Below are 14965 nucleotides of genomic sequence, written 5' to 3'. Positions count from 1 at the left end.
GCAGGGTGGTTTTGTATCCAGAACATACCCTGTACAGGGGTGGTTTTTGTCCGGCGAATCGGTAGAATCGAATACAAGAAGAAGTTCAAAGCGCATCCGATGGGGTGCGCTTTTTTAAAGGAGGCAGCATGGCATATCGTCTGGACATCAAGCGCATTCTTTCGATGAACTTCTTTCACGATCTGCCCCAGATCATGTTGGGGTGTGCCTTGGCCGCCATCGCGACCGACCTGTTTTTGATTCCCAACGGCCTTGCAGCCGGTGGCGTTACGGGCCTTGCGACTATTATCCAGGCAGTCGGCGCAGCGCGAGGCGTGTCGCTTCCCGTCGGTATCCAGACCATCGTGATGAATGCCTTGCTGCTACTGGTCGTTATGCGCGAGGGCGGCATGTTCTACGTGGTGCAGACGGCGACGGGCTTTGTGCTGCTGGGCTTCTTTACCGATCTGTTTGCCCCGTTTGTTGCGCCTCTGGCACATGCTGACCTGATGCTTCCCGCTATGTGGGGCGGCATTATCACGGGCATCGGTTACGGCATGGTATTGCGCGCCGGCGCCAACACCGGCGGCTCGGACACGATTGGCCAAATCATCTCGCGTAACACCTCGCTGCCGGTAGGCTCGACCGTCATGGCAATCGACGTTGCCGTATGTGCGGCATCGGCTCCGGTCTTCTCGCTCGAAAATGCTCTGTATGCAGGACTTTCGATGGTGATCAGCGGCTATGTGATTGATGCCGTGGTCGATGGCGGCAATAAGCGTCGTATGGTGCTCATCATCTCGGATAACTTCCCCGATATCGCGGCCGACATCATGTATGGTCTGGGCCGCGGCTGCACCAAATTAAAGGCGACCGGTATGTATTCGGGCGTCGAGAAGCCGGTGATCATGGTGATCGTTAGCCGTCGAGAGCTCAACACCCTTAAAACGATCGTGCGCGAACGCGATCCTCACGCCATTGTGACGGTCGCCGACGTTACGGAAGCCTTCGGTGAAGGATTCAAGGACATTAACGCGTAGGCTGAATTTCGGTTTGCGGATCATTTTTGTGCCGGGGCGAGAGGCAGCCACCGCATCCAAAAGACGTTCACATTGATAAACCGTTTCATCAGCGGTTCTGCCTGCTAAATTGTTCAAATAATGATAAAAACTCTGGTAAAGCCATCAGTTTCCAGCATAATGAATGACGTACGTGCATTGCGGCTGTGTTGGGATTACCTTCGGTGCCGTGCGCATTTTGTCTAATGAGGATGAAAGGAAGGCACAATGAGCGACGAAGAGCTCAAAAAGGTTGCCAACGAGGTAAGGAAGGGCATCGTCACCGGCGTGCACGCTGCCAAGTCCGGCCATCCGGGCGGTTCGCTCGGCGCTGCCGACATCATGACCTATCTGTACTTTGAGGAAATGAACGTCGACCCGGCCGATCCCCGCAAGGCCGATCGCGATCGCTTCGTGCTTTCCAAGGGTCACTGCGCGCCTGGTCTGTACGCCGTGCTTGCCGAGCGCGGATTCTTCCCCAAGGAGGATCTCGAGACGCTGCGCCACATCGGCAGTCACCTGCAGGGTCACCCCAACATGAACGACACCCCGGGCGTCGACATGTCCACCGGTTCGCTCGGCCAGGGCATCTCCGCCGCCGTGGGCATGGCGGTTGCCGCTAAGCACTGGGGCGATACTTACCGCACGTACGCCCTGCTGGGCGATGGCGAGAGCGAGGAGGGCCAGGTCTGGGAGGCCGCCATGTTTGCCGGCAACCAGCAGCTCGATAACCTCTGCGTGATCGTCGACCACAACGGCCTGCAGATCGACGGCCCCGTCGAGGAGGTCAACGACCCCATGCCGCTCGCCGACAAGTTCCGTGCCTTTAAGTTCCACGTGGTGGAGCTTGCCGACGGCAACGATTTCGACCAGATCCGCGCCGCCTTTGCCGAGGCTCGCGCTACCAAGGGTCAGCCGACCGCCATTATCGCCGAGACCATGAAGGGCAAGGGCGTCTCCTTTATGGAGAACCAGGTGGGTTGGCACGGTAAGGCCCCCAACGATGAACAGTTTGAGCAGGCCATGGCAGAGCTCACGGCCGCCGGAGAGGAGCTCTAGGATGGCAGACGTCAAGAAAATCGCCACGCGCGTAAGCTACGGCGAGGCCCTCGTCGAGCTCGCCAACGAGCACGATGACTTTGTGGTCCTCGACGCCGACCTGGCCGCCGCCACGCAGACCGGCAAGTTTAAGGCCGCCTGCCCCGACCGCTTCTTCGATGTGGGCATTGCCGAGAGCAACCTGATGGGTGTTGCCGCCGGTATCGCAACCACCGGTCGCGTTGCCTTTGCGAGCACCTTTGCCATGTTCGCCGCCGGTCGCGCCTTTGAGCAGGTCCGCAACTCCATCGGCTACCCGCATCTCAACGTCAAGATCGGCGCCACGCACGCCGGTATCTCGGTGGGCGAGGACGGCGCCACGCACCAGTGCTGCGAGGATATCGCCCTGATGCGCGTCATTCCCGGCATGACCGTCATCGTTCCCGCCGATGACGTCGAGGCCCGCGCCGTGACGCGCGCCGCCTACGAGTGCGACGGTCCCGTGTACATGCGCTTTGCCCGCCTGGCCTCGCCGGTCATCAACGACCCCGAGACCTACAAGTTCGAGGTAGGCAAGGGCATCGTCATGCGCGAGGGCACCGACGTTACCATCATCGCCTGCGGTCTGATGGTCGGCGAGGCCCTCGAGGCCGCCGAGCAGCTCGCTGCCGAGGGTATCGACGCCGAGGTCATCAACATGCACACCATCAAGCCCATCGACGCCGACCTGGTCGTTAAGAGCGCTACCAAGACCGGTCACGTCGTGACCGTCGAGGAGCACTCCGTGATCGGTGGCCTGGGCAGCGCCGTTGCCGACGTCCTGTGCGAGCAGTGCCCGACGCCGCTCAAGAAGATTGGCGTCAACGACACGTTCGGCGAGTCCGGCCCGGGTGCCGAGCTCCTGCACAAGTACGGCCTGGACGCCGCCAACATCGTGGCGACCACCAAGGAGTTCTTGGCCTAAGGTAAGACGAGGCAAAGTATCGTCTCAACAACCGCATACAAGCCAGAACAGGGGCGTCCCCAAAGAGGGCGCCCCTGTTTTTTCGGCAACAAATAAATCAGGCCCGCATCAAGCAAGGGCTTCCTCCGGGAAGCGGGCCCATATCAGCAAAGTGCAACTCAGCCCTCCCAACTTTGTATATGCAGCACCCTAAGATAAACGCGGCGACTACTTAGTAGCCGCAGGCCGCGCACAGGGTTACCTCCCAAATCTTTCCGCAGGACGGAGGAGCCCCCGCAGCGCGAAGCGCGTAGCGGGAGCTCCGACATGTCCGAGGACGATTTGGGAGGTAACCCTGTGCGCGGCCGGTGGGACCCAAACGCCGCCATGCTTCTTATGTGCAGCAAAGCTAATGCTGCTAAAATACAAAGCGCTCATGTAGTTTAAACGCACGACGATAAGGAGCACCAGTGGGTAACCACTTCCGTACCTCCGGTGCGGGCGATGACGCCCCCAAGACGCAGCCAGGCGCCGTGGGCACTCGTTTCGCCACCCCGGATTCAGAGGATCAGCTGTTTAGCCCGATCCCCGCACAGCCGGCAGATCAGGCACAGCCGGCATCAGATCCCTTTGCCTACAATCCCACCAATGATGTCGAGCTTTCCGAGGCCGCGGGTTTTGAGCCCGTGCAGAAGGTGACCGCTCGCGTGGATCAGCCCCAGGCGGACGTTGTTGCGTCGCAACCCGTCATGGCCGGTATTCCCGATCCCATGGCTCCTGCGACTCCGGCGCCACAGCCTGCGCAGTCCGGCCTTTTTGCCGGTATTCCCGATCCTACGCAGCCCGCGGCTCCCGTAGTCGAGAGCGATCAGGCCGCCGAGGTCGCAAGCCTCGACAATGCGCTCAACAACCCCGACTTTACGTCGGTGTTTGCGCCCATCGATCCGCAGGCCAGCCGCAAGAAGATGGCCAAGCAGGCCGGTGTCGAGCCCGTCATCCTCATGGAGCACGTCACCAAGATCTACCCGGCACAGCCCAACAAGCCCGCGCTCGACGACATCAACATCGAGATCTATCCTGGCGAGTTCGTCTTCTTGGTCGGTCACTCCGGCTCGGGTAAGACCACGCTGCTGTCGACGCTCAACCGCGACGTCAAGCCGACGAGCGGCCGCATTTTGGTCGCCGGCCAGGACCTCATGAAGATCAAGAACCGCAAGGTTCCGTTCTTGCGTCGCCAGATCGGTGCCGTGTTCCAGGACTTTAAGCTCCTGCCGCAGAAGACCGCCTACGAAAACGTGGCGTTTGCCCTGCAGTGCATCGGCAAGCCCAAGGGCGTCATTCGCAGCCAGGTGCCCGAGGTGCTTCGCCTGGTCGGCCTGGCCGATCAGATGGACTCTCTGCCCGATCAGCTGTCCGGTGGCGAGCAGCAGCGTGTCGCCGTTGCCCGCGCTATGGTCAACCGTCCGCCGCTGCTTATCTGCGACGAGCCCACGGGCAACCTCGACCCGGCGATTTCGCTGGGCATTATGAAGCTGCTCGAGCGCATTAACCGTACCGGCACCACCGTGATCGTCGCCACGCACGACCGCGAGATGGTCGACAGCATGCACCGTCGCGTGATCGCCCTCGAGGGCGGCCACGTAATCCGCGACCAGGAGAGGGGAGGTTACGGCAACTATGGCACCAACTAACGTGGGCTATTCGCTCAAAGAGGCTATCAGCCACTTCTTCCGTAACTGGACCACCTCGCTCGGCGCCGTCATCACGATTTTCCTTTCGCTGTTTATCATCGGCCTGTTCATTATGGGTTCCGCGATGCTGAACTCCGTGATCGGCACCGTCGAGGATCAGGTTGTCATCAACGCCTTTATTAGCGATGACGCCGATCAGGCAGACGTCCAGGCCTTTGAGGCCGAGCTCAAGACGTGGAGCAACGTCAAGTCCGTGACCTATAAGGACAAGGACGACGCGCTGGCCGAGTACACGAGCAAGATGTCGGGCAACGCCGACGCCACCATGAACGCGCTCGACGGCCAGAACCCGCTGCCCGCCTCGTTTGCGATCGAGATGGACGATCCGTCTCAGGTCGAGAGCACGGCCAAGAAGCTCAAGAAGAACGCCGACTTCCAAAAGATCGCGGACGACGGCGACGTCAACGCGAGCGTGCTGTATGGCCAGGAGGAAGTGAGCCGCCTGTTCCAGGTGACCAACTACATCCGTATCGCCGCCGTGGTGCTCGTCGGTCTGCTGACCTTTATCGCGTTCATCTTTATCAACAACACGATTCGCCTGTCCATTACGGCGCGTCGTCGCGAGATTGCGATTATGCGCCTGGTGGGCGCCAGCAACGGCTTCATCCGCGGACCGTTCATTACCGAGGGTGTGCTGCAGGCCATTCTGGGCTCGCTGCTTTCCATCGGTGTTTTGGAGCTGCTGCGCAATCTGATGGTTCCTCGCCTGCAGGAGAGTGTCGGCTGGATGTCGTTTGCGCTGCCGATGCAGTACTACCTGGTGACCTACGCCGCGCTGATTCTTGTCGGCGTCATTATCGGTCTCTTTGGTTCTGCCATCGCCATGCGCCGCTACCTGCGCGTGTAGGCATGCTTGGAATTCGTTCCTTCCAACGGGTCGTTCCTTTTGGGACGGCCCGTTTTTTGATCCCTTGGGGACGGAGGAAAACGGATCACTTAGGGGGTCGGTCGATTCGAGTGATCCGCAATCCTGCCGTCCCCTAGGGATCATTTGGGTAGACTCTTGGGGTGTAAACGGCTATCGATAGTAAGGAGGCGCCATGGGGCGCAATAACAAGCATAAGCGTGGAGCTCGCAATAAGCGTGGGCCGGTGCGCAGCGAGCGTCGTCCGAGCCTGACTGGCCGCGTGCAGCTCCATGAGCACAGTGCCTATGTCATAACCGAGAACGGCGACTACAAGGTCATGGGCCGCGGCAAGCGCGAGATCATGGATGGCGATACCGTTGCCGTGAGCATTAAGAACAGCCCGCATGGTGAACGTCGCGCCGTGATTGAAGGCGTCGTCGAACGTGCCGCCATCAGCGTGGTGGGTACGTATCAGATGGCCGGCCCGCTTGGCGTGATCGAGCCGCTCGATTCGCGCCTGAAGGCTGACTTCTTTATTTTGCCCGAGGACACTTCGGCGGAGCGCCTGGGCGTGCGCCCTGGCGATGTCGTCGTCGCGCGCATATTGACCTACCCGACGCGCTTGGAGTCGGGAACGGTGACTCTTGAGCGCCGCATCGGCGGTGACGATGCGCCCGATCTGGGCGTCCAATACGTTATGGCACGCTATGGCTATACCGACAGCTATCCCGAGGCGGCGCTGGCAGAGGCAGAGGCGCTTTCGCTCGATGTGACTGCAGCGCTTAAAGACCCGCTTCGTCGTGACCTGCGCGATCGCTTTGTCATCACCATCGACCCGGTTGATGCGCGCGACTTTGACGATGCCATCTCGCTCGAGCGCACGCCCGAGGGTGGCTATAAGCTGGGCGTGCATATTGCCGATGTTTCGCATTATGTTGCCTGGGATGGGCATATCGACCTGGAGGCCCGCCATCGCACGACGTCGGTCTACCTTGCCGACCGTGTGCTCCCCATGCTGCCCGAGCGCCTGTCTAATGACTTGTGTTCCCTGCGCCCCGATGAGGATCGCCTGGCGTTTACCGTCGACATCGAGCTCGACGCGCAGGGCCGTGTGCGCCATTACGATCCCTATCCCAGTGTGATTCGTTCGCGTGTGCGTATGGACTACGACGGCGCCGAGACGCTGCTGGTGCGCGCCGGCGCTGTTGAGTATTCCGTGTTGGAGGGCGCTGCGGAGGATGTCGCTGCGGCTGAAGCCTCGCGCGAGGAAGCACTTGAGCGCGGGCTTGCGTGCGAGGACACCGCTCGCAGCTGTAACGTAGACCTGGCCGATTTCCTGGTCGCCGCAAACGAACTCGCGGAGCTTCGGCGTCGCATACGTCGCGCACGCGGTTCGGTCGACTTTGATACGGCCGAGATTCGCGCGCTGCTGGACGAGGACGGCGTGCCCGTACGGATTGTGGCACGCGAACGCTCCTGCGCAACCTCGCTTATCGAGGAGGCAATGCTGCTGGCTAACGAGTGCGTTGCCGAGTGGCTGGCCGACCGCGATATCGAGGCATGCTATCGCGTGCACGATGACCCCAGTCCCGACAGTCTGCACGGTGCTGCTGTGGCGCTGGCGCAGCTCGGTATCATCGATGATCGCCGCGCGGCGGGCATTGCTCTGGGAAATCCCGACGAGTTACAGGCGACGGTTGATGCCGCTGCCGGCACGGCTAACGCGCCGCTCGTCAACACGCTTCTTTTGCGCAGCATGCAGCGTGCGTTGTACAAGCCGCGCAACGAGGGTCACTTTGCGCTCGCCGCGCCGTGCTACTGCCACTTTACAAGCCCCATTCGCCGTTATCCCGATCTGGTGGTGCATCGCGTGCTCAAGCTGCAGCTGGCATACGAGCAGCTGGGCGGAAAAGACGCCTTAGTGCGTACGCCGAGGTTGATCGGAAAAGGCAGAGAGTCGCTTCCGCGCATCCTGCCGCAAATCTGCCGCGCGTGCAGCGACGCCGAGCGTGCGGCCGACGCTGCCAGCCATGCGACGCAAAAAATCAAGATTGCGCAGTACTACGAGGACCGCCTGGGCGAGCGCTATGCCGGAACGGTCTCGTGGGTCAGCAACATGGGATTATTCGTGCGTCTCGATTTGACGCAGGTTGAGGGGCTGGTTTCCATTAAGAGCCTGGGTAACGAGTGGTTTGAGTTTGACGAGGACGCGCTCACGTTGACGGGTGCCGACACGGGGCGTCGTTTTGAGTTGGGACAGCGCGTGATTATCGAGGTCTCGCGCGTCAACACTACTCGCGGACATTTGGACTTTAAGCTCATTCATTAACCGGCACGCAGTGAGTATCGACAAAGCGTAGAGGGCGGTCTTTCGGGGCCGCCCTCTTTGCGTGTCTCTTAATTGCCCTGCCATGATCTCGGCAGCTTCTTCATATGCTTTTGGGAGATAGGACCTACCAAAACAAACCTGTCCCTTTTTGGCAGGTTTACGAGAAAGCGGGGATGTTGTGGCAACGGTATATGGGTATGCGCGGGTGAGCTCGCGCGATCAAAATTTGAATCGCCAGTTGGATGCGCTGAGCGCCTATGGCGTGGAGGCGGCGAATGTTTTTGCCGACCGTGCGAGCGGTAAGGACTTTGATCGCCCGCGGTATCGGGAGCTGCTTCATACCTTGGCTTCCGGCGACGTGTTGGCGGTGCTTTCCATCGATCGGCTGGGTCGAAACTACAGCGAGATACTCGAGGAATGGCGTCGTATAACCAAGGAACTTGGTGCGGCCATTGTTGTGCTGGACATGCCGTTGCTCGATACGCGTGCGAGAGATTGCGGCGGATCGGATGTGACCAGCACGCTGATCGCCGATATCGTTTTGCAGTTGTTGAGTTACGTGGCGCAGGTGGAACGAGAGAACATCCACCGTCGTCAGGCGGAGGGAATCGCGGCGGCGCGGGCGCGCGGCGTGCGTTTTGGTCGACCCCGCAAGCCGTGCCCTCCGCAATTTGAACGAGTGCGCGATATCTATGAGGCGGGCAATATTACCCGGAGTCAGGCGGCAAAGCGTTTAGGTGTGTGCGTGGGGACCTTCGATCGCTGGATGCGCGAGACGGAGTAGGGACACCGCAGCCATCTGGCGCCTTGTTTTGAACATTTGGGATTCCGCTATGGCGACGGTGACATTTGGGGGTACACTCGCTGCTGCTCAATAACAGACGGAGGTTAGCCCTTGGCGCGCGCGAAGCATATAGTCGGATGGATATCGGTTGTCCTGCTTGTCGTGACGCTGGCGAGTATTTGGATGCTGACGGAGCAGAGCGTGGAGCAGACATCGTCGCTCAGCGAGTCTACCGCGCACGTGGTGGAGGGGCAAAGCGCCAGCGTGCAGCCCGAGACTGCGGGGGAGACCCAGGCGGTAGATGCCGCTGGGGATGCGGGCTCAGCGGCTACCGTCGCCCATCCCGATCCGATTGCCCCCGTTCGCATGTGGATGGGCATCAACATCCGTCGTGTCGCCCATACCGTAGAGTTCTTCTTTGTTGGGCTGTTTGCCTCGTCGGCGGCGGTGTGCTTGGATAAGCGCATGTTGCTCACCCGATTGCGGTGTGTGCCCGTCCTGGCCTTTTGCGCCGTATGCTCCGTCGGGGACCAGGTGCATAAGATTTTTGTTCCCGGAAGGCATTTCGACGTTATCGACTTAGGCTTTGATGCCGCGGGTTACGTTGTCGCCATGCTGCTGGTGCTGCTGGTGTCAGTGCTGGTTCAGCGCGCGACCTGTCCCATTGGCGCCCATGCGAGACGTTAACCTCAAGATGGAAAACCACGACCGCCTGCACGTCGGCGCTGGCTACAATATCGGCATCGGTCGCAGATGGCCATCGATGCGCTGTTTGCCAGACACTTGTCTTTTCTAAGAAGGGAATCCCCATGACCGTACTGTTTGTTGAATATCCCAAATGCTCGACGTGTAAAAAGGCCAAGGCCTGGTTGGACGAGCATGGGGTTGAGTACATCGATCGCGATATTGTTACAGACAATCCTTCGGCTGGGGAGCTTGCGACCTGGATTGCGCGTTCGGGGCTGCCGGTGCGTCGCTTCTTTAATTCGTCGGGCATGAAGTATCGAGAGCTTGGCCTGAAGGCGCGTCTGGACGCGGGGATGACGGATCAGGAATGTTACGAGCTGTTGGCGACCGACGGCATGCTGGTTAAGCGTCCGCTGCTGGTGGGCGATGACTTTGCGATTCCAGGCTTTAAGGAAGCAACCTGGGCCGAGGCGCTGCTGTAACAACTGCGGAAAGCGTGTTTCGTTCTGAGCGCAAATTCTGGGATGCGCTTTCCGCCGGCAGGTTCGCTCCGGTCAGTCCTCGAACTGTGCCCACTTATGCGGGTCGTAGATCTTTACCTGTTTGTTGGGCTTGCCGCTCCAGTACTCTTCGTCCATAAAGGGTAGATATGCCTGAATGCCGGGGCAGATGAACGGGATTCGCTGTGCTTGCAAACGGTCGCGTTGGCGTTGCTCCAAATGGGTCTCCGAAATCACGACGGGAATACCGGATAGCTCCACGAGGCTTGCCTGAACTCGCTTGAGGTCGGGTAGCGCCGCGTGCCATGCCATTCGCATCATCAAAAATGAGGCGCCGCGATACGTTGCCTGCATGACTGTGATGGCGGGTCGTAGCGTGGGATGAATTTTGTGCCGATCTGGCCAAGGGATAGCAGTTATCTCGAGGCCGAGGGTCTCCCATAGGTAATCAAGCTCATCATCCATGTCGCCTCGATATCCGCGCGATAATTGGTGTCCTGATTGTGTCACTATTGACGGCGACCAGGATGCAACAATCTGCCAACGGTGGCTATGGTGCGCTTGCGGGATTTTGACCCCTTGCATGCGGTTTGGCTTCACAGGTCCTTCATGGGTCGGGGCAAATTGGCCGATTTTCAAAAAAGTTAAAAATGGGGCTTGCGCCGCCGTAGAACTTCCCGTATATTTCTTTCTTGCGCAAAGGCACAGCCGAGCGCAGCGATGCAGTCATTGGGATGTCGTCTAATGGCAGGACAGCGGATTCTGGTTCCGTCAATGGGGGTTCGACTCCCTCCATCCCAGCCATTGCATTTGCTACATATGGCCCGTTCGTCTAGCGGTTTAGGACGCCGCCCTCTCAAGGCGGAGATCACCAGTTCGAATCTGGTACGGGCTACCACAAAATGAACGCCCGGGCCTCGCAAGAGACCCGGGTTTTGTGTATACGCCGAATGTGTGGAATGAGCCGCGTTTCACCCGGACCGAGGAGTTGCCATGGACCTGCCCATCAGCCTACAAGACATTACGTATGCAGAGAATTACCTGGCGCAGGGAGACTTGGCCACGGCGACGCCGCTGTTGGAACGTCTGGTTGAGCTCGCCGAGGAGTATATCGATGCCGAGTGCAAGACGGAGGAGAACCGCCAGTACTTTAGCTTCGATAGCAAGTTTGAGCGTCTGGCCTACCGTCGTGTGGAAAAAGATCCGCGCGAGCTGGTGCAGGTCGAGGTGCCCTTTGATCGCCTGTATTCCGACATGGCGTTTGCCTACATTCGCCAGCAGGATTATGTGAGTGCTCGCAACGCCTTGATGCAAGCCGTGCGCTGGGACCCCATGAACTGCAACTACCGCCTGGATCTTGCCGAGCTATTCCGCGCCCTCGAGGACAAGCAGGAGTGGGCTTCGCTTTCGTTTTCGGTGCTAGAGCGTGCGAGCGACGGCAAGTGCGCCGCCCGCGCCTACGCCAACTTGGGCCAGTACTTTTTGGAGCCCGAGACCGAGAACGTCTCTGCGGCCGTGGGTTGCGCACGTCTGGCGCTGTGCTTAGCGCCTGGCGATGCGCATACGACGCGCCTGCTCAACAAGATTCATGCTGCCTATCCCGATGCCGCCGAGGAGAGCGACGAGCACGTGATGGGCGAGCTGGCGTTGCAGGGCGTACCGACCTCGCCTTCGGCCGAGATTGCCATTTGCCTGATTATGTGTGCGACCGACGCTGCGAGCGACGGTGATAAGCAGGAGGCTACGCGCCTGACGGTCCGTGCCCGCGATCTGGTGGGCGAGGAGGCATGCGCGGCGATCATTAAGCTGGTACGCGAGAGCGATGCCGAGCTCAACGCCGAGCGCAAGGCAAAGCGCGCAGGCGACGACAAGGGAGCCGACGGCGTCAAGGAGGCCGGCGATGCCCAGTAAGCGCGAACGCAAGCTCATTTCCAAGAATCGCTCGGCGCATCACGAGTACTTTATCGACGAGACGTTCGAATGTGGCATTGAACTGAGCGGTACCGAGGTCAAGTCGATTCGCGAGCGCGCCTGTCAGATCACTGACACTTTTGCGCTGATTCGCGGCGGCGAGTGCTGGCTGGTGGGGTTGCATATTCACCCTTACAGCCATGGTGGCGTGTGGAACCGTGATCCCGATCGCCGGCGCCGCCTGCTGCTGCATCGCAAGGAGATCGATTTTCTTGACGGCAAACTGCGCAACCGCGGCTATGCGCTGGTGCCGTTGGAGCTCTACTTTAATACCGACGGCCGCGTAAAGCTGCTGCTGGGCCTGGGCCGCGGCAAAAAGCTCTACGACAAGCGCGAAGACATGGCAAAACGCGACGTCCAGCGCGAGATCGATCGTGCGCTTAAGGAGCGCAACCGCTAGGCACATGACTTGCGGGGAGGTGGCCTACTGCGATTGTCCCGCCTCCCTAACTGTTTTGACACATGTGTCTCAAAGGCGGCGTCCGTTATGGGCGTCGCCTTTTTTGTGGGTACATACATCCATGAGGTTCAATCCCGGGTTAGGGGAGTGGTCGTTATGGACAAAACTGCGTTCTTTACGATGCCGAGTGGCCTGTATGTGGTGAGTGCTGCGGCCGACGGGCTGCGTGCCAGCTGCGTCATCAACACGGCGGTGCAGGTGACGTCCACGCCGCCGCGCATCTCGGTTGCCGTGAATAAGGAAAATGTCACGTCTGGTGTTATCTCGTCTGCCAAGGCCTTTGCGCTGACCGTGATCGATCAGACGGCCGATATGCTCTACATTGGCAACTTTGGATTCCGTACTAGCAGCGACTATGACAAATTTGCCAAGTACGAGACGCGCGACCCCGCGCTGGGCATGCCCTATGTTCCCGAGCATGCGGCAGCCTTGTTTAGCTGCCGTTTGATTGACACTGTTGACGTGGGCACGCATCTACTGTTTATCGGCGAGGTCGAGGATGCCGAGCGCCTGAGCGACGAGACGCCGCTCACCTACGATTACTACCATAAGGTCCTGAAGGGCAAGACGCCTCCGAAGGCGTCCTCGTATCAAGGCTAGAAATGTTTTAAAAATACTTGCATTATATTATTGAGAATATATACTAATAAGCAAGTACACCAGCAGTCACGTTCGAGAGGAGAACATCATGGCTGAGGAAAAGAAGACGTATAAGTTCGTGTGCATCGTTTGCGGTTATGAGGTTGAGGTCGACACGCCCGAGCTGCCCGAGGATTACGTGTGCCCGGTCTGCGGCGTCGGTCCCGATCAGTTTGAGCTCGTCGAGGAGTAACTCGCAGGCACACGACTTGCAGCAACACATAGCTCTGTCCAAGGGCCCCGGTCGGATATCCCGGCCGGGGCCCTTTTCCTCCGTCCCCAAGGGATCACGGCTGCTGTTAGCCGATCCTGCCTGTCGTGAATCCGGCCGACCTTTGGTCTTAATCTGTAACATCTAACGGCTCAAAACGGGTCTTCCTGTTACAGATTGAGACAAAAGGTTGGAGCTGAAGAAATGTCTCGATCTGTAACATCTAGAAGTGGAAATTGGGCCCACTTGTTACATATCGAGACAAACCAAAACCGTCCGGCAGAAGATCTCAATCTGTAACATCTAGCAGTCAAAACGGGGTCTACGTGTTACAGATTGAGACAAACGGAGCTGTCCCTCGGAATGATCTCGATCTGTAACATCTAGACATCAAAAGCGTGTCTATCTGTTACAGATCGAGACGTTTGCCTGGGTAGGTGCCCCGCCCCATTACATCCCTGTCAACAACACGACATCGAGAATCGTCACGATGGCACCGATCCCCACGAGCAACGCGTTGAGCGGGCGCGAGTTGGCGTATTTGCCCATGACGCGGGGCGAACTGGTGAGTCGTATGAGCACAAAGACCGTAATCGGCAGCTGAAGCGACAGCAGTGCCTGACTCCAAATGAGACCCTCAAAAGGATTCGGGACGACCAGGCACACCGCCACTGCGCCGACGAAACAGGCCGCCACCCCGATCGAGGAATGTCGGTCGTGGATGTCGTATTCCTCGTCGAACATGCCCGCGGTGATGGTGCCCGCCGCCATGCCCGCCGTCACGCTACTCGATATGCCCGCAAACAGCAGTGCCACCGCAAAGATGATTGAGCTTGCCGGGCCCAGAATGGGGGAGAGCGTGGCCGCTGCGACCGCGAGGTCGTCTACGACAATGCCGTGCGCAAAGAAGGTCGTTGCGGCCAGGATGACCATGGCCGAGTTGATTGCCCAGCCCACGCCCATCGAAAAGAGCGTGTCGAAGAGCTCGTAGCGCAGACGTTCTTCGATAACTCGCTCGCCTTGGCCTTCGAAGTGCATGGATTGGATGACTTCGGAGTGCAGGAAGAGGTTGTGGGGCATAACGACCGCGCCTAGGACGCTTACGATAATCGCGGCCGAGCCGGTGGGCATACTGGGTGTGATCCAGCTTGTGGCGGCTTGCGGCCAGTCGACCTTGACTAGTGCAAGCTCGGCTAAAAACGAGAGTCCCACCACGCCCACGAAGGCGATGATCCATCGCTCGGCGCGTTTGTAGGAGCTTGTCATGAGCATGGCAATCGATACTGCCGCGACGATGATGCAGCCGGCGCGTACGGGCAGGCCAAAGAGCATTTGAAGCGCGATCGCACCGCCCAGGACTTCGGCCATGGCGGTGGCGATGGTCGCGAGATAGGCACTGGCGAGCACCGTGCGCCCAACGAAGCGGGGGAGATAACGTGTCGTGGCCTCGGCAAGACACATGCCCGTGGCGATGCCCAGGTGTGCCGCGTTGTGCTGCAACACGATGAGCATAATCGTCGACAGCGTGACGATCCACAGCAGCGCGTAGCCAAACTGCGAGCCCGCGGCCATATTGGAGGCCCAATTGCCCGGGTCGATAAAGCCGACGGTGACGAGCAGCCCGGGGCCGATATGCCGTGCGATGTCTAGGCCTCCGTGACCGCCGGTGCGCCGGGAACCAAAGTGTTGTTTGAGATGGTTGAGCATGGTGCGCTCCTGCGTGCCGTTTGCTTGACGCCGCAAAGGATACCCGTTTTAGGCTCAAAAG

The 14965-nt window shown here is 59.4% G+C and carries 15 protein-coding genes and 2 tRNA genes; 15 read left to right on the top strand and 2 right to left on the bottom strand.

The genetic code is table 11. The features are described from left to right. Positions 1 to 128: 128 nt before the first annotated feature. The 9 genes from V2391_RS03525 (at position 129) to V2391_RS03485 (ending at position 9898) form a co-directional block, all read left to right on the top strand. Complete coding sequence (locus V2391_RS03525; protein ID WP_138375120.1) at positions 129 to 1019, top strand: YitT family protein; 891 nt, start codon at positions 129 to 131, stop codon at positions 1017 to 1019. A gap of 246 nt (positions 1020 to 1265) precedes the next feature. Then, positions 1266 to 2096, top strand: a complete 831-nt coding sequence (locus tag V2391_RS03520; RefSeq protein ID WP_006235308.1) for a transketolase — start codon at positions 1266 to 1268, stop codon at positions 2094 to 2096. A gap of 1 nt (position 2097) precedes the next feature. Beyond that, positions 2098 to 3039 (top strand): transketolase family protein, encoded by a 942-nt coding sequence (locus tag V2391_RS03515; protein ID WP_329738286.1) that lies wholly within the window; start codon positions 2098 to 2100, stop codon positions 3037 to 3039. A gap of 449 nt (positions 3040 to 3488) precedes the next feature. After that, entirely contained in the window at positions 3489 to 4709 is a 1221-nt protein-coding gene (gene ftsE, locus V2391_RS03510; protein WP_329738285.1) for a cell division ATP-binding protein FtsE, read from the top strand. Next, positions 4696 to 5616 (top strand): permease-like cell division protein FtsX, encoded by a 921-nt coding sequence (gene ftsX, locus V2391_RS03505; RefSeq protein ID WP_329738284.1) that lies wholly within the window; start codon positions 4696 to 4698, stop codon positions 5614 to 5616. The genes ftsE and ftsX overlap by 14 nt, the downstream gene beginning before the upstream one ends. Positions 5617 to 5809: 193 nt before the next feature. After that, on the top strand, positions 5810 to 7945 hold the full coding sequence (locus V2391_RS03500; protein WP_329738283.1) for a ribonuclease R family protein: 2136 nt from the start codon (positions 5810 to 5812) through the stop codon (positions 7943 to 7945). 178 nt (positions 7946 to 8123) lie between these two features. Beyond that, entirely contained in the window at positions 8124 to 8729 is a 606-nt protein-coding gene (locus V2391_RS03495) for a recombinase family protein (protein WP_329738282.1), read from the top strand. Positions 8730 to 8840: 111 nt separating this feature from the next. Continuing rightward, a complete protein-coding gene (locus V2391_RS03490; protein WP_329738281.1) occupies positions 8841 to 9416 on the top strand; it encodes a VanZ family protein in 576 nt (191 codons plus the stop codon). A 116-nt stretch (positions 9417 to 9532) separates the two neighbouring features. After that, a complete protein-coding gene (locus V2391_RS03485) occupies positions 9533 to 9898 on the top strand; it encodes an arsenate reductase family protein (protein WP_329738483.1) in 366 nt (121 codons plus the stop codon). A 72-nt stretch (positions 9899 to 9970) separates the two neighbouring features. On the opposite strand, the gene V2391_RS03480 is transcribed toward V2391_RS03485, so the two are convergent. Then, positions 9971 to 10381 carry a hypothetical protein gene (locus tag V2391_RS03480; RefSeq protein ID WP_329738280.1) on the bottom strand — a complete coding sequence of 137 codons (411 nt, stop codon included), beginning with the start codon at positions 10379 to 10381 and terminating at the stop codon, positions 9971 to 9973. Between the two features lie 265 nt (positions 10382 to 10646). Between V2391_RS03480 and V2391_RS03475 the strand changes: the two genes are divergently transcribed. The 6 genes from V2391_RS03475 (at position 10647) to V2391_RS03450 (ending at position 13179) form a co-directional block, all read left to right on the top strand. Further along, positions 10647 to 10720: transfer RNA gene (locus V2391_RS03475), tRNA-Gln, on the top strand. A 17-nt stretch (positions 10721 to 10737) separates the two neighbouring features. Continuing rightward, positions 10738 to 10814: transfer RNA gene (locus V2391_RS03470), tRNA-Glu, on the top strand. Between the two features lie 95 nt (positions 10815 to 10909). Further along, positions 10910 to 11827, top strand: coding sequence for a tetratricopeptide repeat protein (locus tag V2391_RS03465; RefSeq protein ID WP_329738279.1), 918 nt, complete (start codon positions 10910 to 10912; stop codon positions 11825 to 11827). Further along, complete coding sequence (gene smpB / locus V2391_RS03460) at positions 11817 to 12287, top strand: SsrA-binding protein SmpB (RefSeq protein WP_006235325.1); 471 nt, start codon at positions 11817 to 11819, stop codon at positions 12285 to 12287. The genes V2391_RS03465 and smpB overlap by 11 nt, the downstream gene beginning before the upstream one ends. Positions 12288 to 12443: 156 nt before the next feature. Continuing rightward, positions 12444 to 12947, top strand: a complete 504-nt coding sequence (locus V2391_RS03455; RefSeq protein WP_329738278.1) for a flavin reductase family protein — start codon at positions 12444 to 12446, stop codon at positions 12945 to 12947. An 88-nt stretch (positions 12948 to 13035) separates the two neighbouring features. After that, the gene (locus V2391_RS03450; RefSeq protein WP_117638060.1) at positions 13036 to 13179 is read left to right on the top strand and encodes a rubredoxin-like domain-containing protein; all 144 of its coding nucleotides are present in this window, start codon (positions 13036 to 13038) and stop codon (positions 13177 to 13179) included. Positions 13180 to 13647: 468 nt separating this feature from the next. Here V2391_RS03450 and V2391_RS03445 read toward each other — a convergent pair whose 3' ends face one another. Further along, positions 13648 to 14904: an Nramp family divalent metal transporter gene (locus V2391_RS03445; RefSeq protein ID WP_329738277.1), complete on the bottom strand. Its 1257-nt coding sequence runs from the start codon at positions 14902 to 14904 to the stop codon at positions 13648 to 13650. Positions 14905 to 14965: the final 61 nt, after the last annotated feature.

This window comes from Collinsella sp. CM84Y_54, assembly GCF_036317945.1.
Lineage (GTDB): Bacteria > Actinomycetota > Coriobacteriia > Coriobacteriales > Coriobacteriaceae > Collinsella.
Note: the sequence above shows the minus strand (reverse complement) of the source record. Positions and strands in the feature narration are given on the sequence as shown.